At 52.9% G+C, this 19,080-nt stretch carries 17 protein-coding genes and 1 other annotated feature; of the genes, 5 read left to right on the top strand and 12 right to left on the bottom strand.

The genetic code is table 11. From position 1 onward, the window contains the following. The first annotated feature begins 72 nt into the window (after positions 1–72). The 4 genes from aroA (at position 73) to ihfB (ending at position 4,398) form a co-directional block, all read left to right on the top strand. The gene (aroA, locus tag FDP13_RS01305; RefSeq protein WP_012770048.1) at positions 73–1,362 is read left to right on the top strand and encodes a 3-phosphoshikimate 1-carboxyvinyltransferase; all 1,290 of its coding nucleotides are present in this window, start codon (positions 73–75) and stop codon (positions 1,360–1,362) included. 192 nt (positions 1,363–1,554) lie between these two features. Beyond that, complete coding sequence (gene cmk / locus FDP13_RS01300) at positions 1,555–2,244, top strand: (d)CMP kinase (protein WP_143838292.1); 690 nt, start codon at positions 1,555–1,557, stop codon at positions 2,242–2,244. A 105-nt stretch (positions 2,245–2,349) separates the two neighbouring features. Next, complete coding sequence (gene rpsA, locus FDP13_RS01295) at positions 2,350–4,023, top strand: 30S ribosomal protein S1 (RefSeq protein ID WP_027712234.1); 1,674 nt, start codon at positions 2,350–2,352, stop codon at positions 4,021–4,023. Between the two features lie 90 nt (positions 4,024–4,113). Then, positions 4,114–4,398, top strand: coding sequence for an integration host factor subunit beta (ihfB, locus tag FDP13_RS01290; RefSeq protein ID WP_012770045.1), 285 nt, complete (start codon positions 4,114–4,116; stop codon positions 4,396–4,398). A 151-nt stretch (positions 4,399–4,549) separates the two neighbouring features. Here ihfB and FDP13_RS01285 read toward each other — a convergent pair whose 3' ends face one another. The 9 genes from FDP13_RS01285 to hisG form a co-directional block, all read right to left on the bottom strand. Then, positions 4,550–5,200 (bottom strand): hypothetical protein, encoded by a 651-nt coding sequence (locus FDP13_RS01285; protein WP_143838290.1) that lies wholly within the window; start codon positions 5,198–5,200, stop codon positions 4,550–4,552. 342 nt (positions 5,201–5,542) lie between these two features. Continuing rightward, positions 5,543–6,157, bottom strand: a complete 615-nt coding sequence (gene hisIE / locus FDP13_RS01280) for a bifunctional phosphoribosyl-AMP cyclohydrolase/phosphoribosyl-ATP diphosphatase HisIE (protein WP_012770043.1) — start codon at positions 6,155–6,157, stop codon at positions 5,543–5,545. Next, positions 6,151–6,927 (bottom strand): imidazole glycerol phosphate synthase subunit HisF, encoded by a 777-nt coding sequence (gene hisF / locus FDP13_RS01275; RefSeq protein ID WP_143838288.1) that lies wholly within the window; start codon positions 6,925–6,927, stop codon positions 6,151–6,153. The genes hisIE and hisF overlap by 7 nt, the downstream gene beginning before the upstream one ends. Further along, a complete protein-coding gene (gene hisA / locus FDP13_RS01270) occupies positions 6,909–7,646 on the bottom strand; it encodes a 1-(5-phosphoribosyl)-5-[(5-phosphoribosylamino)methylideneamino]imidazole-4-carboxamide isomerase (protein ID WP_143838286.1) in 738 nt (245 codons plus the stop codon). The genes hisF and hisA overlap by 19 nt, the downstream gene beginning before the upstream one ends. 6 nt (positions 7,647–7,652) lie before the next feature. Further along, complete coding sequence (gene hisH / locus FDP13_RS01265; protein WP_012770040.1) at positions 7,653–8,243, bottom strand: imidazole glycerol phosphate synthase subunit HisH; 591 nt, start codon at positions 8,241–8,243, stop codon at positions 7,653–7,655. Next, positions 8,243–9,310, bottom strand: a complete 1,068-nt coding sequence (gene hisB, locus FDP13_RS01260) for a bifunctional histidinol-phosphatase/imidazoleglycerol-phosphate dehydratase HisB (protein ID WP_033575635.1) — start codon at positions 9,308–9,310, stop codon at positions 8,243–8,245. The genes hisH and hisB overlap by 1 nt, the downstream gene beginning before the upstream one ends. 14 nt (positions 9,311–9,324) lie before the next feature. Continuing rightward, entirely contained in the window at positions 9,325–10,395 is a 1,071-nt protein-coding gene (gene hisC / locus FDP13_RS01255; protein ID WP_033575636.1) for a histidinol-phosphate transaminase, read from the bottom strand. Then, positions 10,392–11,702 (bottom strand): histidinol dehydrogenase, encoded by a 1,311-nt coding sequence (gene hisD, locus FDP13_RS01250; protein ID WP_012770037.1) that lies wholly within the window; start codon positions 11,700–11,702, stop codon positions 10,392–10,394. The genes hisC and hisD overlap by 4 nt, the downstream gene beginning before the upstream one ends. A gap of 4 nt (positions 11,703–11,706) precedes the next feature. Further along, complete coding sequence (gene hisG / locus FDP13_RS01245; RefSeq protein WP_143838284.1) at positions 11,707–12,606, bottom strand: ATP phosphoribosyltransferase; 900 nt, start codon at positions 12,604–12,606, stop codon at positions 11,707–11,709. A gap of 63 nt (positions 12,607–12,669) precedes the next feature. Continuing rightward, positions 12,670–12,792 (bottom strand) — a sequence feature (His leader region). 220 nt (positions 12,793–13,012) lie between these two features. Between hisG and FDP13_RS01235 the strand changes: the two genes are divergently transcribed. Beyond that, a complete protein-coding gene (locus tag FDP13_RS01235) occupies positions 13,013–13,834 on the top strand; it encodes an SDR family oxidoreductase (RefSeq protein WP_143838282.1) in 822 nt (273 codons plus the stop codon). A gap of 109 nt (positions 13,835–13,943) precedes the next feature. Here FDP13_RS01235 and FDP13_RS01230 read toward each other — a convergent pair whose 3' ends face one another. The 3 genes from FDP13_RS01230 to FDP13_RS01220 form a co-directional block, all read right to left on the bottom strand. Continuing rightward, entirely contained in the window at positions 13,944–15,911 is a 1,968-nt protein-coding gene (locus FDP13_RS01230) for a methyl-accepting chemotaxis protein (RefSeq protein ID WP_143838280.1), read from the bottom strand. A 366-nt stretch (positions 15,912–16,277) separates the two neighbouring features. Further along, positions 16,278–17,003: a response regulator gene (locus FDP13_RS01225; RefSeq protein ID WP_012770033.1), complete on the bottom strand. Its 726-nt coding sequence runs from the start codon at positions 17,001–17,003 to the stop codon at positions 16,278–16,280. Between the two features lie 24 nt (positions 17,004–17,027). Beyond that, positions 17,028–18,623, bottom strand: coding sequence for a sensor histidine kinase (locus tag FDP13_RS01220; RefSeq protein ID WP_143838278.1), 1,596 nt, complete (start codon positions 18,621–18,623; stop codon positions 17,028–17,030). Positions 18,624–19,080 lie beyond the last annotated feature (457 nt).

Here is a 19,080-nt window from a genome sequence, read left to right as displayed (position 1 = left end):
TGCTGTTGCTGATTTTTAACCCCGGTTATCTGGCCGGGGTTTTTATGTAAACTTTTGGAGAACATGTTTCACATGCAGGAATCCCTGACCCTACAACCGATCTCATTAATTAACGGTACGATCAATCTGCCTGGTTCCAAAAGCGTTTCGAATCGCGCTTTGTTATTGGCTGCGTTGGCTAAAGGCACTACGCACCTGACTAATTTGCTGGATAGCGATGATATTCGCCACATGCTCAATGCGCTGAGTGCGTTAGGTGTGGAGTATCGCCTGTCTGCTAATCGTACCGAGTGCGAAATTGTTGGTTTAGGTACTCCATTAACCGCATCTGCTCCGCTGGAGCTGTTTCTGGGGAATGCCGGAACGGCCATGCGCCCGTTGGCCGCGGCGTTATGCCTGACAGAGGGCGATATCGTATTGACCGGTGAGCCGCGCATGAAAGAACGCCCGATCGGCCATCTGGTGGATGCATTGCGTCAGGGAGGCGCTCGTATCGACTATCTGGAACAGGAAAACTACCCGCCGCTGCGCTTGTCAGGCGGTTTTCAGGGTGGAGAGATCAGTGTCGACGGCTCGGTATCAAGTCAGTTCCTTACCGCATTGTTAATGGCGGCGCCGTTGGCGGTGCAGGATACGCGTATCAGCATCAAGGGCGAGCTGGTTTCCAAGCCCTACATCGATATTACCCTGCATATGATGGAAACCTTTGGCATCACGGTGCTCAATGATGATTACCAGACCTTTGTGGTTGCAGGTAATCAGCAGTACCAGTCACCAGGGCATTACTTGGTGGAAGGCGATGCGTCGTCCGCCTCCTACTTTTTGGCGGCCGCCGCTATCCGGGGAGGGACGGTACGTGTGACCGGCGTCGGTCGTAACAGCGTACAAGGTGATATCCTTTTTGCCGATGTATTGGAGAAAATGGGAGCCCGGATAGGCTGGGGCGACGACTATATTGAATGTCAGCGCGGGGAACTTCACGCGATTGATATGGATATGAACCATATCCCTGATGCGGCGATGACCATCGCTACGGCGGCGTTATTTGCCGAGGGCGGAACGACGACGCTGCGCAATATCTACAACTGGCGTGTAAAAGAAACCGATCGTTTGGCTGCTATGGCGACGGAACTGCGTAAGGTTGGCGCTGAAGTAGAAGAAGGGCATGACTACATCCGCATTACGCCGCCGACACAACTGAAAGCGGCTGAAATCGGAACGTATAATGATCACCGCATGGCGATGTGCTTCTCCCTGGTGGCGCTGTCTGATACGCCGGTTACAATCCTCGACCCCAAATGTACCGCCAAAACATTTCCGGATTATTTCCAGCAACTGGAGCGCCTGAGTCAGCATAATTAGTACTTTGCGCACAGGCTAAACGCGATAGCTCTGTGCGCGATTGTTTAGCGTTATGCTCTGGGGATGACAATATTTGCGCGATTTTCTGCAGTAATAAGCCTTTAATCTCACGCTTACTGCCTCAGCAGGGTATAATAGCCCGGTATATTGTCTGCAATGACATGCGATTTTCCGGTTTTGAAGGAGTGAGAAATGGCGGTGACTGCACCGGTAATTACGGTTGACGGGCCCGGTGGCGCAGGCAAGGGGACCTTATGCAAAGCGTTGGCGAAGGCGCTGCAGTGGAATCTGTTGGATTCTGGCGCGATTTATCGCGTACTGGCATTGGCGGCTTTGCACCATCAGGTAGATATTTCGTCTGAAGAAGCGTTGGTGCCGATAGCGTCGCATCTGGATGTGCGATTTGTGCCGGAAGACGATGGGCAACTGAAAGTGATTCTGGAGGGCGAAGATGTCAGCAATGAAATCCGAACCCAGGAAGTCGGCAATACGGCGTCTCAGGCTGCGGTATTTCCGCGCGTTCGTGAAGCGCTGTTGCGCCGTCAACGGGCATTTCGCGATGCGCCAGGGCTGATTGCCGATGGTCGCGACATGGGAACCGTCGTATTTCCCGACGCGCCGGTGAAGATATTTCTGGATGCCAGCGCAGAAGAGCGCGCTAAACGTCGTATGCTCCAGTTGCAGGCGAAAGGCTTTAATGTTAACTTTGAACGTCTTTTGTCCGAGATTAAAGAGCGTGACGATCGTGACCGTAATCGTTCGGTTGCGCCGTTGGTACCGGCACCTGATGCGCTGGTGCTTGATTCCACGCACATGTCGTTGGACGAAGTGGTCGAGCGGGCGCTGGCATATATACGCCAGGTATTGCCTCAATCGGCCTGATTATGTCTTTTCACCCCGCCGCAAGGATGCCTCGGGGATGTGAAACAACCCCATCGGGCAGGACGCCAGGTGGACGTTAAATTTAAAAACCCAAAGATTATCAACATGACTGAATCTTTTGCTCAACTCTTTGAAGAATCCCTGAAAGAAATCGAAACCCGTCCGGGTTCCATCGTTCGCGGCGTTGTGGTTGCCATTGATAAGGACGTAGTCCTGGTTGATGCCGGCCTGAAATCTGAATCTGCCATTCCGGTAGAACAGTTTAAAAACGCGCAGGGTGAAATTGAAATCCAGGTTGGTGATGAAGTAGACGTAGCTCTGGACGCGGTAGAAGACGGCTTCGGTGAAACGCTGCTGTCTCGTGAAAAAGCAAAACGTCACGAAGCATGGCTGATGCTGGAAAAAGCTTACGAAGAAGCTGCCACTGTTACCGGTGTTATCAACGGTAAAGTGAAAGGCGGTTTCACCGTTGAGCTGAACGGTATTCGTGCGTTCCTGCCAGGTTCTCTGGTTGATGTTCGTCCGGTACGTGACACCCTGCATCTGGAAGGCAAAGAGCTTGAGTTCAAAGTAATCAAGCTGGACCAGAAACGTAATAACGTCGTTGTTTCCCGTCGTGCTGTTATCGAGTCTGAAAACAGTGCCGAGCGCGATCAACTGCTGGAAAACCTGCAGGAAGGCATGGAAGTCAAAGGTATCGTTAAGAACCTCACTGACTACGGTGCGTTCGTTGACCTGGGTGGCGTTGACGGTCTGCTGCACATCACCGATATGGCCTGGAAACGCGTTAAGCATCCGAGCGAAATCGTCAATGTGGGCGACGAAATCACTGTTAAAGTGCTGAAATTCGACCGCGAGCGTACTCGTGTTTCCCTGGGTCTGAAACAGCTGGGCGAAGATCCGTGGGTCGCTATTGCTAAGCGTTACCCGGAAGGCACCAAGCTGACTGGCCGTGTAACCAACCTGACTGATTACGGCTGCTTCGTAGAAATCGAAGAAGGCGTTGAAGGTCTGGTACACGTATCCGAAATGGATTGGACCAACAAGAACATCCATCCGTCCAAAGTGGTTAACGTGGGCGACGTGGTTGAAGTTATGGTTCTGGATATCGACGAAGAACGTCGTCGTATCTCCCTGGGCCTGAAGCAGTGCAAAGCCAATCCGTGGCAGCAGTTCGCTGAAACCCACAACAAGGGTGACCGTGTAGAAGGTAAGATCAAGTCTATTACTGACTTCGGTATCTTCATCGGTCTGGATGGCGGCATTGATGGTCTGGTGCACCTGTCCGACATCTCTTGGAACGTGGCTGGCGAAGAAGCCGTTCGCGAATACAAGAAAGGTGACGAAATCGCCGCTGTCGTACTGCAGGTTGACGCAGAGCGCGAGCGCATCTCTCTGGGCGTGAAACAACTGGCTGAAGACCCGTTCAACAACTACCTGTCTGTTAACAAGAAAGGTGCGATTGTTACAGGTAAAGTCACTGCAGTTGACGCCAAAGGTGCTACAGTTGAATTAGCTGATGGCGTTGAAGGTTACCTGCGTGCTTCTGAAGCATCTCGCGACCGTATCGAAGACGCGACCCTGGTTCTGAACGTAGGTGATGAGATCGAAGCCAAATACACCGGCGTTGATCGTAAGAACCGCGTTGTTAGCCTGTCCATCCGTGCCAAGGATGAAGCTGACGAGAAAGATGCTATTGCTTCTGTTAACAACAAACAGGAAGAAAGCAATTTCTCTAACGCCATGGCAGAAGCTTTCAAAGCTGCAAAAGGCGAGTAATGACGGTGGGTTAGGCGGTGCGGCTTGCCGCCTGACCTCAAACGGTAGTAAGTTAACGTGGCATTGACTGACCACATACTTGGAGGAACCATGACCAAGTCTGAACTTATCGAAAGACTTGCTGGACAGCACTCTCATATCCCGGCCAAGGTGGTTGAGGATGCCGTGAAGGAGATGCTGGAGCAGATGGCCACAACGCTGGCCAGCGGTGATCGCATCGAAATCCGTGGGTTTGGCAGTTTTTCACTCCACTACCGTGCACCGCGTGTGGGGCGTAATCCTAAAACTGGCGAGAAAGTGGAACTGGAAGGCAAATATGTTCCTCATTTCAAACCAGGTAAAGAATTGCGTGATCGCGCTAATATCTATGGTTGATTAGTCAGCTATAGCGCCTGATTTACAGATAGCACCCAATCGGGTGCTATTTTTTTGAATATAATCAGCGGTTATCGCGTTGTTCTGATGTGACATGCCCCGATATTTTCAGATGAAGGTTGATACGAGGCAGGCGATCGAAACAGGGGCGTTATTTCATCAGCAATACATAAGCGATGACGGGCGTTATCTTATTCTGCTTCAGAAGAGTATTAAATACGGTACCCAACCCCGCAGTACGGTATTCTTTGTCGCATTCACCACTGGCTACGGCTGCCTTACCTTTTTCACCCAAAATAAAGCTGCCGCCCCCTTCTTGTTTGATTGGGCAATGGTGCCGTGTAACAAAGTCCTCATAGAGCCACCCCTCTTGTGGCGTAACAAATTGCACCAAAATACCTGTTTTTTCTTTATACAGTAATTTTTGGGTATAGCTGTACTCAAGCGTCAGTTTGCAATCTGTATATTGCTGTGTGCAGGGTAAGGTGGTGTGGCTGTTAGCATCAAAGGTGCGGTATTCTGCCACCGGCATAGTTTGATACCAATATTTGGCATTGCGAATTGTACTCTCCGGCATTTTGATAGCCGCCGGGTTGACCAGCACCAGCGAGTGGTCCGGTGTATCTTCTTTCACGACTAACTCACCGTTACGGTAAAGCGTCATAATCTGTGTGTTGTCTAAACCGTTGCGCTTAAGTACGTTTTCTACCTCGGTTGAGGCGGCCTGTGACGGATGAGCGAAAAGTACCGTTGCCGTCGCCAGAATACTCGCCAGCCTAAAGTCTCTGTTGCTGAATTTCATGGTTTGCCCTTATTGAACAGTAATGTAAATAGCAAAATCCCCACAGTACAGGGCGTGTTGCTATAGCCTTGCGTTGTGAAGTACCAAAGTAAGGGCAGGGTAAATAAAGTAAGCTGGATGGCACTCGGCCGGAATACGGATAGATGCTGTTAAAAACCGTAAGGCCGGGAGTATGGGAGAAAAGCCCGATATACCCATCAGGCGTCGAGTTGCAGGTGTGTTGGTTTCATTATCCGGCCCATCCTGGGGCTCGCCCTTTCAGGGCCGCAGCGAGCGGCGTTCAACACTACATTTTGTCCTGCAACTCGAATTATTCAGGGTATAAAACGGGCTCCGGAAAGATTATTGGGTATGACGCGATTTTAAATGCTGGATGATGGTCCCTAAATCCAGCTCTTGATCCTGCAATAGCACCAGCAGGTGATAGACCAAATCAGAGGCTTCATTGGTCAATTCTTCGCGGTCGTGCACAGTGGCGGCCAGTGCGGTTTCCAATCCTTCTTCACCGACCTTCTGGGCGATGCGTTTAGTGCCGCTGGCGTACAACTTGGCGGTGTAGGAACTGGCCGGGTCTGCGTGCTTACGCTCTGCCAGAAGTTGCTCCAACTGATATAAGAATTGCCACTGCGTTTCTGCCGGGTGGAAACAGCTGTTGTTGCCGAGATGACAAGTCGGGCCGATTGGATTAACCAGAATCAGCAGCGTGTCGTTGTCGCAATCCGGGGTAATCGATACCACGTTGAGAAAGTGGCCGGAAGATTCGCCTTTGGTCCATAACCGTTGCTTGGTGCGGGAATAGAACGTGACCTTACCGCTCTCTTCCGTGACCTGTAACGCGTCTTGATTCATGTAGCCCAGCATCAGCACTTCGCCGGAAACCGCATGTTGCACGATAGCGGGCATCATGCCATCGGTTTTTTGCCAGTCGAGCTGGCTTCGTTGTTGTTCGGTTAACACAGCCGGATCTCCACGCCTTGTTGCTTAAGGAACTGTTTGAGTTCGCCAATATTGATAATCTGTTTATGGAATACCGATGCCGCCAGCGCGCCGTCCACACCGACATCCTGAAACGCGTCAAGGAAATGTTGCATGGTGCCGGCCCCGCCGGAGGCAATCAGCGGAACCTGGCACACGTCGCGTACCAGTTTGAGTTGTGCCAGGTCATAACCGTTACGTACGCCGTCCTGATTCATCATATTGAGCACGATTTCACCAGCGCCGCGCTTTTGCACTTCCTGCACCCAGTCGAGCGTTTCCCACTGTGTAACGCGGGTACGCTTTTCATCACCGGTGTATTGATTGACATGATAACGGCCGGTTTCGGTATCGTGCCAGGTATCGATACCAACGACGATACACTGCACGCCGTAGCGTTCGGCTAGGCGCGAGATCAGGTCCGGGTCTGCCAGGGCCGGCGAGTTGATGGAGATTTTATCCGCGCCGAAAGACAGGATCTGCCCGGCGTCTTCTACGCTTTTGATGCCGCCGGCGACGCAGAATGGAATGTCGATCACTTCCGCCACACGGGAGACCCAACTTTTATCGACCACTCGGCCGTCAGATGACGCGGTGATATCGTAGAACACCAGCTCATCGGCGCCTTCCTGCGCGTAACGCTGAGCCAGCGGTACGATATCGCCGATGATTTCGTGATTACGGAATTGCACACCTTTCACTACCTGGCCGTCGCGAACGTCCAGACACGGGATTATCCGTTTTGCCAGCATGAAATCGCCTCCGTCACGTTGAATTTGCCTTCCAGCAAGGCCCGGCCGACAATCACGCCTTGTACGCCGCTGCTACGCAGGGCGGCGATATCCGCCAGCGAGCCAATGCCGCCGGACGCCTGAAATGCCACCTGCGGATAGCGGGCGCTGATTTCACGGTACAGCTCGACGTTAGACCCCTGCAACGTGCCGTCGCGGGAGATATCGGTGCAGAGCACATGTTTCAGACCAAAGGGCAGGTAACGTTCTACGGTTTGCTCCAGCGTGATACCGGAGTTTTCCTGCCAACCGCTGATAGCGATGTTTTTCACCCCGTCGGCGTCAATCCGTACATCCAGCGCCAACACCAACGCATCCGCACCGTAGCGGGTGAACCATTGTTGCACTTGCTCCGGCTGTTTTACTGCGGTGGAACCAATCACCACCCGACTGGCTCCAGCCGCCAGCAGGGCGTCGACATCCTGCTCGGTACGGATGCCGCCACCGACTTGCACGGGTACGGAAACTCCAGCCAGCAGCGTTTTCAGCAATGGAATCTGGCGCGCCGTCGGATCTTTGGCACCGGTCAAATCTACCAGATGCAACACCTTTGCGCCTTGCTGTTGATAGTCTTGCAGGCGGGGTAGCGGGTCGCTGCCGTACTGGCGCTGCTGACCATAATCACCCTGATGCAAACGGACCACCTGTCCATCAATCAGGTCTAATGCGGGAATAATCATGTCCGTTTACATCTCCAGAAAATTCTTCAGTAGCTGAGCACCGGCCGCACCGGAGCGTTCCGGGTGGAATTGAACGCCGTAGAAGTTATCCTTCTGTACTGCCGCGGTGAAAGCATCGCCATAATGAGATTGAGCAATAGTATTGGCGCAAACCGGCATGGCGTAGCTGTGGACGAAATAAAAGTACGAGCCATCCGGAATATCGCGGAACAGGCGGTGACCCGCCTGCGACGTCACTTGATTCCAGCCCATATGCGGCAAAGGCAGGCCGCGGTCGGCCATTTGCACGACGGGTGTGTCGATAATGCCCAGCGTGTCGATGCCGCCGTTTTCGTCGCTGCGGCTACCCAATAACTGCATCCCCAGACAGATGCCCAGCACAGGCTGGGTGCAGGCTTTAATCAGCGCAATCAATTGGCGTTCAGCCAGTTGGTCCATTGCTGCTTGCGCGGTGCCGACGCCCGGCAAAAACAGTTTATCGGCGCGTAATACCACTTCCGGTTCGCGACTGACCTGCGGGTCATAACCCAGACGCTTGACGGCATACATCACGGACGACAGGTTGGCGCAGCCGGTATCCAGGATCACCACGTTCATCACAGCACTCCTTTGGAGCTGGGCAGCGTGTCGCCTTCGACCCGAATCGCCTGGCGCAGGGCACGACCAAATACCTTGAACAGGCTTTCGACGCGGTGGTGATCGTTACGGCCTTTGGTTTTCAGGTGCAGAGTGCAGCCCATAGCGTAAGAGAGCGAGCGGAAAAAGTGCTCGACCATTTCGGTACTGAGATCGCCGACGCGTTGATAGTTAAACTCAGCCTTGTATTCCAGATGCGGGCGACCGGAAATATCCAGTGCGCAACGTGCCAGGCATTCATCCATCGGCAATACAAAACCGAAACGGCCAATTCCCCGCTTATCACCCAACGCTTTGTTCAGCGCTTCACCCAGCGCCAGCCCGGTATCTTCCACCGTGTGGTGATCGTCAATGTACAGGTCGCCTTTTACGTCGATATTCAGACGAAAACCGCCGTGGGTGGCAATCTGGTCCAGCATGTGGTCGAAAAAGCCGACACCGGTATGGATCTTGCTGCCGCCTTCGCGATCCAGCCAGACGTTGACGTCGATCGCGGTTTCACGCGTGACGCGGTTAACGTGCGCGTGGCGGTCGCGCTTCGTCAATTGTGCGGTGATAGCCTGCCAGTTCAGGCCGTCACGCTGATAGCGCAGCCCCGTGATCCCCATGTTTTGCGCCAGTTGAACATCCGTCTCGCGGTCGCCAATCACAAAACTGTTGGCGCTATCCATCACGTTGTCTTTCAGGAAGGCATCCACCAGTGCGGTTTTGGGTTTACGGCAATCACAGTTATCGCCAGGGAAGTGCGGGCAAATCAACACCCGTTCAAAACGAATCCCTTGCGAAGTAAAAATCTGCATCATCAGGTTGTGCGGCGGGTCGAAATCTTCCTGTGGGAAGCTGCTGGTGCCTAACCCATCCTGATTGGTGATCATCACCAGTTTGAAACCGGCCTTTTGCAGGGTAAGCAGCGACGGAATGACATCCGGCTCCAGTGCCAGCTTATCCAGCCGATCAACCTGATAGTCTTCGGGCGGTTCGGCAATCAGCGTGCCGTCACGGTCGATGAAAAGATACTTTAATCCCACAGTGATTCCTCAAGTTATGCTGTTTTGCCTGACAATGCCTGCAACGCGCTGATGACACGTTCGCACTCGTAGCGGGTGCCGATAGTTATACGCAGACATCCCCCCAGCCCCGGCTGTTTATTCTGATCACGTAAGATAATGCCCTGATCCCATAAGGATTTGAAGACTGCGGGTGAATCAGCGAAACGCACCAGCAAGTAGTTGCTTTCACTGGCGTACACCGTTTCCACGTTCGGCAGCGTTTTTAACGAGTCGCTGAGCCAGCGGCGATTTTCGCTGACCTCGGCCACATTACGTCGCATGGTCGCGATACCGTCTTCACTGAGCGCCTGGGCGGCGATATCCGCCACCGGCAGCGCCAACGGGTAGGGGGCGATCACTTTCAGCAGCAGTTGGATCACGTCTGTGTTGGCGAGTGTGAATCCGCAGCGCAGCCCGGCCAATGCAAAGGCTTTAGACAGGGTGCGCAGTACTACCTGATGCGGATATTGCGCCAGCCAGCCGACCGTAGTCGCCTGTGGGCAAAACTCGATATAAGCTTCGTCGATAGCGACGATAGCGCGACCGCGCGCCAGCTCCAGCAGGCGGCGCAAATCCTCCGGGTTGATCTGGTTGCCGGTGGGGTTGTTGGGCGAACAGACATAAATCACCTTGACGTTGTCCAGCGCGCCTTCGATAGCCGCCAGATCCAGTTGCCAGTCGGCGGTTGCCGGCACCACACGGCGCTCTACGCCGAACGTTTCGGCGCTGACGGCGTACATGCCGTAAGTCGGTGGACAGAACAACATGGCATCTTTACCCGGTTCGCAAAACGCACGGATTAATAACTCAATGCCTTCGTCTGCGCCGCGGCTCACCAGTACCTGCTCCGGTGTGACGCCGGCGTAAGCGGCATAACGTTCAATAACCTGCGCAGGCTGGCATTCCGGATAACGGTTAAGCGTCTGCAAGGTTAGTTGGTACTGCGGTGCCTGCGGGTATTCGTTGGCATTTAACCACACGTCGCCTTTTCCCCCCAGGCGGCGAGCGGACTGATACGGGGTCAGACGGCGGACATTGTCGCGAGCCAGATTTTCAATACTCATGCTTGCTCCTTGAGGGCGTTGACGCGCAGGGTGACGGCGTTTTTGTGGGCGGTCAATTGTTCGGCTTGCGCCATGATCTCAATCGTTGACGCCAGTCCCAGCAAACCTTGCGGCGACAGCTGTTGTACCGTCATGCGTTTCTGGAAATCCGCCAGCCCCAAACTGGAATAGGTGGCGGTGTAACCGTAAGTTGGCAACACATGATTGGTGCCGGAGGCATAATCGCCGGCGGATTCCGGTGACCAGTCACCCAAAAATACCGAACCGGCGCTGGTGATGCGGTCAACCAAAGCTTCGGCGTTACGCGTCTGAATAATCAGGTGCTCCGGGCCGTACTGATTGCTGATGTCGATGCACTGGTCCAGATCGCGCGCTACGATCACCCGGCTGCTGGCCAACGCCTGACGAGCGATATCCGCACGGGATAACGTAGTCAACTGACGTTCCACCGCAGCGATCACGGCTTGTGCCATGTCGGCATCCGGCGTCAGCAGGATAACCTGCGAATCCGGGCCGTGCTCAGCCTGCGACAGCAGGTCGGAAGCGACGAAATCCGGCGTGGCGCCGCCGTCGGCAATCACCAACACTTCGGACGGCCCGGCCGGCATGTCGATAGCCGCCCCGTCGAGTAACTGACTCACCTGACGTTTGGCTTCGGTAACATAAGCATTGCCGGGGCCGAAAATTTTATCGACTTTCGGCACGCTATCGGTGCCGAATGCCATCGCTGCGATCGCTTGTGCGCCGCCCAGTTGGAACACTTCCTGTACGCCACACAGTTTTGCCGCGTACAAAATCTCGTCGGCGATAGGCGGCGGTGAACACAGAATCACGCGCTGGCATCCGGCAATTCGCGCCGGGGTCGCCAGCATCAACACGGTGGAGAGCAACGGGGCGGAACCGCCCGGAATATATAACCCCACGTTGGCGATCGGCCGGGTTACCTGCTGGCAACGCACGCCCGGCTGGGTTTCTACGCTGATCGGCGGGAGTTGTTGCGCATTATGGAAGGTTTCGATATTGCGCACGGCGGTCGCCATCGCTTGTTTGATATCGTCACCCAGTCGTGCAACGGCGGCGTCAATCGCTTCGGCAGATACGCGCAGGCCATCGACTTGTACCTTATCGAAACGAGCACTGTATTCACGCAGAGCGGTATCGCCGTCGTCACGCACCTTTGCCAGAATTTCGCTCACGATGGTACTGATACGATCGGAAGCGGAAATGGCCGGGCGAGTCAGTAACCGGCATTGCTCCTCTTCAGTGCAGGTCTGCCAGTTAATCAGGGTGTTGAAGCGGTTGCTCATGGCATTACTCCATCATCTTCTCAATCGGCAGTACCAGAATAGAGCTGGCACCCAGTACTTTCAGTTTTTCCATGGTTTCCCAGAACAGGGTTTCGCTGCTGACCATGTGCATAGCGACGCGGTTTTGATCGCCCGCCAGCGGCAGAATGGTTGGGCGTTCGGCGCCTGGTAATAGTGCGATGATTTCATCCAGACGTTCGCTGGGGGCGTGCAGCATGATGTATTTGGACTCGCGCGCCTGGATAACGCCCTGCATACGGGTCAACAGTTTGTCGATCAACTGCTGTTTTTCGGCGGGCATCTCACCGTCACGCTGGATAAGACAAGCTTTAGAGCGGTAAATTACTTCGACTTCACGCAGGCCATTGGCTTCCAGCGTCGCACCGGTGGACACCAGATCGCAGATAGCGTCGGCCAGACCGGCGCGCGGCGCGACTTCGACCGAACCGTTGAGCAGACAGGATTTGAAATTGACGCCTTGCTTATCGAGATACTGCTTGAGCAGGTGCGGGTAGGAGGTGGCGATGCGTTTGTTTTGCAGACATTGCGGGCCGGTGTACTCCTCATCAAGCGGCATTGCCAGCGACAGACGGCACCCGCCGAAATCCAGGCGGCGCAGCGTGAAATAGCGCGGGTCTTCGCCTTGTGCGCGGCGGTTGAGCAACTCTTCTTCCAGCACGTTTTCGCCGATGATGCCCAAATCCACCACGCCATCCATCACCAGCCCCGGAATATCGTCATCGCGTACGCGCAGAATGTCGATAGGCATGTTTTCGGCAAACGCGATCAGGCGTTGCTGCTGCAGGTTGATTTTGATGCCGCAGCGGGCCAGCAGTTCCCGGGAGTCGTCGCTCAGGCGGCCTGATTTCTGCATCGCGATACGTAAACGTGTTTTATCCAGCATGTGAACCTCAATTTATCCTGTCTGTGATGCCTGTTAAGCAGGCTTTTTTAAAAAATTCCGGCCAAAAAAAAGCCCCCGGAATCAATCTTCCGGGGGCTTTTCTTACGCGTCTACCGCCACTGGAAGATCTGAACGTCTTCCAGCACCTATCGCCTGAAAGACTACTCAGGGTGATGGTGATGATGGTGGTTGAAGTTAACGCGTAACATAAATTCGTCTCTTTTTCGTAAAAACAGAGTGATGTTGTCTGTTGGTTAACCTAAACCATGTTGATGTGATAGTGCAACATTTTTTTACCTGCCGTATATAAATCACATTGCCGCCGGATGGATGATAAGAGTACATAATGACATGTGCAGAATGTTTATCCGGGGAACTGAATTGCCGGAATGTCGGGAGAATGACGATGAAAAAGGTAGCGATAATCGGGCTTGGCTGGTTGGGTATGCCGCTGGCGTTGGCGTTACAGCGCCGAGGGTATCGTGTGGTGGGCAGTAAAAGCACCGACGATGGCGTAACGGCGGCGCGCTTATCCGGCGTGGAATGTTACCGCCTGAATCTGACGCCGGAGCTGGAGTGCGAGCCGGATGAGCTGGACATCCTGCTGAATGTGGATGCACTGATTATCACGTTGCCGCCAGGGTGCCTTGAGCGCGAGAGCGGCGCTTATTTGCCGGCGGTACAACGCGTGGTCAACAGTGCGCTGGCGCACGGTATACCGCGCATCCTGTATACCAGTTCCATTTCGGTTTATGGTCCGGTGATCGGTCGGGTGAAAGAAAATCATTCGCCGCAGCCGGAAACCGGCGTCGGTAAAGTCTTACTGGAGCTGGAGCAATGGCTACATGCGCTGCCGCATACCGAAGTCGATATCTTACGGCTGGCCGGGTTGGTGGGAAATCATCGTCATCCAGGACGTTTTCTTGCCGGGCGTCGGGATCTGCCGGATGGCAGTCATGGCGTGAATCTGGTCCATCTGGAGGATGTGATCGAGGCTATCATGCTGTTGCTGCAACGTCCGCACGGCGGGCATCTTTATAATTTATGCGCGCCGTTACATCCGGCCAAACAGAATTTTTATCCGGAACAGGCGCGCCAGATGGGACTGGAGCCACCGCAATTCTTGCCTGGCGATCCGTCGCAAGCCAGGTTGATCAACGGGCAACGAATCTGCAGCGAACTGGGGTTTGAATATCACCATCCCGACCCGATGACGATGGTGTTTTAGGTTGGGCTTGCATTGTTCACCGGTTTATCTGCTATCTCAGTTCTTAAACTCGTGGATATAAAAACGGCCCGCTAATTGCGGGCCGTTCGTCAGGATAACGTTAGGTCTTTCAAAAAGAAGCCCAGTCGTCCTGATGACCTTTAGCGTCGGGTTTCGCTAATGCTTTACTCTTACCGGCGGCGGGCAGAGCCTGCACCGGACGACGCGGCGTGTTCAGTGATGCAACCGTGTGCGACGAGGCAGTCGGGGAGTCCGACAGCCGGAAGGTCGCCACCAGTTTTTCCAGCAACATAGCCTGTTCTTCCAGTGTATTGGCGGCAGATGATGACTGCGAAACCAGCGTGGCGTTTTGTTGGGTCGTGCTATCCAATTCGGTAATGGCACGGGAAATCTGTTCGATACCCCGGCCTTGCTCTTCCGACGCAGAGGAGATCTCACCCATGATATCGTTAACGCGGGATACCGATTTAACGATGCTATCCATGGTTTGCCCTGCTTCGGCTACCAGCGTACTCCCTGCGTTAGTGCGTTCTACCGATTCGGTTATCAAGGCTGCGATATCTTTTGCCGCCTGTGAACTGCGTTGGGAAAGGCTACGCACTTCACCAGCCACCACGGCAAACCCACGCCCTTGCTCACCGGCACGGGCGGCTTCCACCGCCGCGTTGAGCGCCAGAATATTGGTTTGGAAAGCAATGCTATTGATGACGGCGGTGATATCGGCGATTTTGCGAGAACTGGCGGCAATGTCATCCATCGTTTTCACCACGTTCTGTACCACTTCGCCGCCTTTATGCGCATTTCTCGATGCATCGGACGCAATCTGGCTGGCATGACGGGCGTTTTCGGTGTTGTTTTTCACCGTTGAGGTCAACTCTTCCATGCTGGCGGCGGTTTGCACCACGGCGGCCGATTGTTGCTCGGTGCGTGAGGCGAGATCGCTGTTGCCGGCGGCAATGTCGGCCGCCGAATGCGTGACATGCGCTACGCTGTCGCGCACATCGGAAATCATCTGCCGCAGGCGATTGTTCATGGCCGCCATCGCGGCGGTCAACTTGCCCAGTTCGTCGTGGCGGTCCACTTCGATGGTGGCGGTCAGGTCACCGCTGGCGATGCGTTCAGCCAGCATCAGATTATGCATGACCGGGCGGGTTATCTGACGAATGATGTAAACGGCAATCAAAATACCGATGATGACCGCGATGACGCCAATCAGCAGCGTTACGTTGGCTGAGCCGTACGCCAGCGCATCGTTTTTGTTTTTTACCACGGTAATTAAGGATTTGATCACCGCACTACTTTTATCACCGCCGGTTTTTACCGCATTTTCTGCTTTCTTCAGCTCGCCCCAGGCGCGGATGTAGTCCTGATTCAGTGAGGCGTATTGTGCGGTGTATTTCCAGAGCGCCTCCGTGAGTTTCTGGCTGTCGCCGGAGAGTATGGGTTGTAGGTCCTGATAAATTTTTTGTGCTTCGGCATAACGGCCATTAAACGCTTTGACGGCATCATCGGTACCTGCAAGCTGCAACTCATAAGCGAGGTTTTTCAGTGATTCCGCGGCGTATGCCAATTCTTCTATACGGTGGAGTAACGCCTGGTCCAGTTGCTGGGTTTGCAGGCCGTCACGGAAGGTTTTGACGGCATTTTGCGTATTTAACGCGGCGATTTGTTTTCTAAGCGCGACAATCTGTTGCGTGGATGTCGACATATCGGCGACTGACTTTTGGAAATCCACCATGATCTTATCCAGATCATTGATATAACCCAATTCATCGCTATGCCAGGACAAGGTATGAGCGCTTTGAGTCAGCTCAGCCGCATGTTTGACGAAACCCGTTAATACGGTCTGAGTGCTGTCATCGGGAGTATAGAAATATTTAAGGCGATTAATTTTGGCCTGAAAAACTTCAATGTTGATGTTGTAAATCAGGTTGGTTTTTTCGTAGATATCTCGAATGTCACGAAAGCGCATAGCGCTGAGAGTGGACGCTATGATCACCAGAAATAACACCACGCCGAATCCCAGGTAGAGTTTATGAGAGATTTTGGTGTTTTTTATCGCGCTGCTTAACCCCATTGCCGTACTCCTTAAAAGAAATTACCTGAGTGTTTATTGGTTTGCTGCTGTGAATATTATCGAACATCAGTATTCATAGGTTGTCGGTTTCAGGCCGTAGCCAGCCTGTATGTTATCGGTGAGTGTTGCGTAGAAATTTAGTTTTGTTTGTATTATGTGATGGTTTTTGTGACATAGGATGGTTTATTTGGCGAATATCTAAAAAAAACTGGTGTAATTGACCAATGTCGGCATTTCTATTCAGTGCAATGACCGAGCAGGAAAGTAGCAATGCTGCACAACGTAGTCATGCTGATCGATGATGCAAGAGTATAGCCCACAAAACGCGGGCCATACCTCGACGGGGCAACGGGAGCTTGGGGAAGGTTAATCCAGGTGTTTTTTACGGTAGAGACGCCGGGGATGCCCAATCTTGCCGTAACGCATTTCTACATCAAGAAACTGGTTTTCAAGCCCGTACTCCAGATAACGCCGGGCTGTGGTTTTGCTTAATCCGGTTTTTTCCACCACTTCGTCTACGGAAAACAGGTTTTCCGGTTGGTTTTGAAAGAGTTGCTTAACCAGACTGAGGGTATTCTCTTCAATGCCTTTGCTGCCGGGCCCGTTAGGTACGGTAGAGGCTTGCAACTGGTAGAGTACGTCCACGTTCTGTTGATCGACGACTTTGTAAGTATGCTGCGTTTTGACAAACTGAATGAAACGTTCAAGCGATGAGCGCAAGCGAGGGTAGGACACGGGTTTGATAATGTAATCAAACGCGCCGCATCGAATGGCTTGCGCACAGGTATTCATGTCGCTGGCGGCAGTAATGAAGATGACCGAGCAGTTAATGCTGCGCATCAGATCGCTTTCGATCAACTGAACGCCTTCACCATCCGGCAGGTAGTTATCCAACAGCATCAGCCGGGGTTTGTACTGCTGCAACATGCGCTTGGCTTCGCTCAGGGTTGACGCCGTGCCCACGACTCGCAGTGCGAAATTCTTTTCGATAAATTCCGCATGGATATTTGCCAGCTTTCTTTCATCTTCAACGATCAGCACATCGAAGTTTTCAATCGTTCGTTCAGTCGGCATGGTGCTCGCAATCGGCATGGTACTGGTATTCCCTGTTTTTGGTTATAAAGTAGCTTTTGGAATAAAGATAGAAAAAATAGCGCCGTGAGGCGAATTGTCAGAAACTTCGATCACACCCTGTGCCTGACTGACATAGCTGGCGACCAGATGCAGGCCGAGCCCGTGATCGCCTTCCTGTTTACTGGTGACGCCCATCTCAAATACCCGATCCGCAATGGCGGGGTCAATCCCTGTGCCCTGATCAGCCACTTCAATGACTAATTCCTGTTCACCATCATGGATATAGACTTCAACAGGCGAGTAAGCCTGGGTGCTGGCCAGCGTAGCTTCTACGGCATTATCGATTAAATTCCCAATAATTGACATCAACTCTGTTTCACTCAGGGAAGCCGGGATACTGTTGAGCTGACAACGTGGATCAAAATGCAGCTCTATGCCTTTTTCACGGGCGCTGGCGTATTTACCCAACAACAGGCCGCAAAGCGCCGGAGAGCAGAAACGGCTGGAGATGAAGTCCAGCACCACCTGTGCGCCTTCAGACTGCGCTTCAATGTAACGAATGGCTTCATCATAGCGACGCAGATGCAGCAACCCAGCCAGCGTGGCGGTCCAGTTGAGTTGTTCGTGCCGCAAAATACGCAGACTGTTGGCGTAGCGTTTGACCTGGCTGAGTTGCAGACTCAGCGTGTGGAGATCGTTCTTGTCGCGAAAACTGATCACCCAACCCTGCAACTCATCTTCCAGCATAATGCGCACGCGGCTGGCGATAACCGTGATCTGATTGAAACGACAGATCTCATCATGGGTATCGGTTACCCAAATATCGCCATTAGAGAAGAACGGTACCGGCGCTATCACGTCATCGATCGGTTTACCGCGCAATTGGTACGAAGGCATCGCCAGGCCGAGAAGATCTTTCGCTGCGTGGTTGATCACGGCAATATTGCGCTGTTTATCGATAGCGATTACGCCTTCATAAATCGATTCCAGCAACGCTTTTTGCTGCCTGACCAGCAGCCGAATTTCGAAGGGTTCCAGCCCGAACATCTGTTTTTTCAGGTTACGTGAGAACCACCATGAAAAGAAGAACAGCGCAACCAGCATGGCGACGATGCCCAGGCTGACATGGGCCACTTTACTGAGTGTCAGGTTGTCGATGCGTTTTTTCAGATAACCGACAGACACAATGCCGATAACACGGTCACCATCCATGATGGGTGCCTTGCTGCGTAGCGAGATGCCGATAGCGCCGCGCCGTAGCGTGATGGTGCTTTGCCCCTCCAACACTTCTTTATTATCGCCGCCGATCATTTCGGTGCCGAGCAGTGACGGTTCTTCAGAATGGTAAAGATGGTTGGCGTTGCGATCGCCGATGACGATGAAGCTGGCATCGCTGCGGGCTTTAATTTGATCAACCAGATTGTCGATGGTCGCCGTGTCGTTGTGTTTCACTGCCTCGACTAATGAAGGAATAATCGCGATTTCACGTGCCTGAATCTGCGCCCGGCTGCCCAGTTCATCATAAAGCTGTTGGTCTACGGCACGGTAGTAGTAAAGCCCTGCGGTGATGAGCAGCAGAGAAAAAAAGATCATCAGGTAGATGAACAGCTTGAGATGGAACGGTAGCCTGACAGTCATAATGTGCTAAATCACCGGTAAAACGAACAAACGAAGATGGCTAATTTATCATGAAAGGCGTAAAAGAAAGGGGATAAAAAATAGTCTTGTGAAGCGCCCAGCGCAATTTGTGGAAATATATCCGTCATACTTCAAGTTACAGGTGTGTTGGCTTTCTTCGCTCACCCCGGACACTGACTTGAGTCAACTCCCGGAGATTCGCTGCGTCGCCGTCTTCCTGTAACTCGAATTATTTTGGATATAGTATTTATCTTTCTGTTTTTTTAATAGAACGTAAATTGAGTGTCACGAGAGTCAGACATTTTAATTACTTTTTTTCAACATGTTATTTTCTTATTGCAATAGTGACCATTTGCGCCATAAAAACCACAGAAAAAAACATCTCGCCATCATTTTTTAATTATTTGATTTTAATTGATAAAATAATAAAAACCATAGAAACCATAAGTGCCATTAA

This window comes from Dickeya sp. ws52, assembly GCF_007210685.1.
GTDB classification, from domain to species: Bacteria; Pseudomonadota; Gammaproteobacteria; order Enterobacterales; family Enterobacteriaceae; genus Dickeya; species Dickeya chrysanthemi.
Note: the sequence above shows the minus strand (reverse complement) of the source record. Positions and strands in the feature narration are given on the sequence as shown.

What these genes read in the sequence shown, in the direction of transcription:
- FDP13_RS01220 (WP_143838278.1), bottom strand. Translation starts at nt 18,623, where the DNA reads ATGACTGTCAGGCTACCGTTCCATCTCAAGCTGTTCATCTACCTGATG.
- hisG (WP_143838284.1), bottom strand. Translation starts at nt 12,606, where the DNA reads ATGCTGGATAAAACACGTTTACGTATCGCGATGCAGAAATCAGGCCGC.
- ihfB (WP_012770045.1), top strand. Translation starts at nt 4,114, where the DNA reads ATGACCAAGTCTGAACTTATCGAAAGACTTGCTGGACAGCACTCTCAT.
- cmk (WP_143838292.1), top strand. Translation starts at nt 1,555, where the DNA reads ATGGCGGTGACTGCACCGGTAATTACGGTTGACGGGCCCGGTGGCGCA.
- hisA (WP_143838286.1), bottom strand. Translation starts at nt 7,646, where the DNA reads ATGATTATTCCCGCATTAGACCTGATTGATGGACAGGTGGTCCGTTTG.
- rpsA (WP_027712234.1), top strand. Translation starts at nt 2,350, where the DNA reads ATGACTGAATCTTTTGCTCAACTCTTTGAAGAATCCCTGAAAGAAATC.
- aroA (WP_012770048.1), top strand. Translation starts at nt 73, where the DNA reads ATGCAGGAATCCCTGACCCTACAACCGATCTCATTAATTAACGGTACG.
- FDP13_RS01235 (WP_143838282.1), top strand. Translation starts at nt 13,013, where the DNA reads ATGAAAAAGGTAGCGATAATCGGGCTTGGCTGGTTGGGTATGCCGCTG.
- hisF (WP_143838288.1), bottom strand. Translation starts at nt 6,927, where the DNA reads ATGCTGGCAAAACGGATAATCCCGTGTCTGGACGTTCGCGACGGCCAG.
- hisH (WP_012770040.1), bottom strand. Translation starts at nt 8,243, where the DNA reads ATGAACGTGGTGATCCTGGATACCGGCTGCGCCAACCTGTCGTCCGTG.
- hisD (WP_012770037.1), bottom strand. Translation starts at nt 11,702, where the DNA reads ATGAGCAACCGCTTCAACACCCTGATTAACTGGCAGACCTGCACTGAA.
- FDP13_RS01230 (WP_143838280.1), bottom strand. Translation starts at nt 15,911, where the DNA reads ATGGGGTTAAGCAGCGCGATAAAAAACACCAAAATCTCTCATAAACTC.
- hisC (WP_033575636.1), bottom strand. Translation starts at nt 10,395, where the DNA reads ATGAGTATTGAAAATCTGGCTCGCGACAATGTCCGCCGTCTGACCCCG.
- FDP13_RS01285 (WP_143838290.1), bottom strand. Translation starts at nt 5,200, where the DNA reads ATGAAATTCAGCAACAGAGACTTTAGGCTGGCGAGTATTCTGGCGACG.
- FDP13_RS01225 (WP_012770033.1), bottom strand. Translation starts at nt 17,003, where the DNA reads ATGCCGATTGCGAGCACCATGCCGACTGAACGAACGATTGAAAACTTC.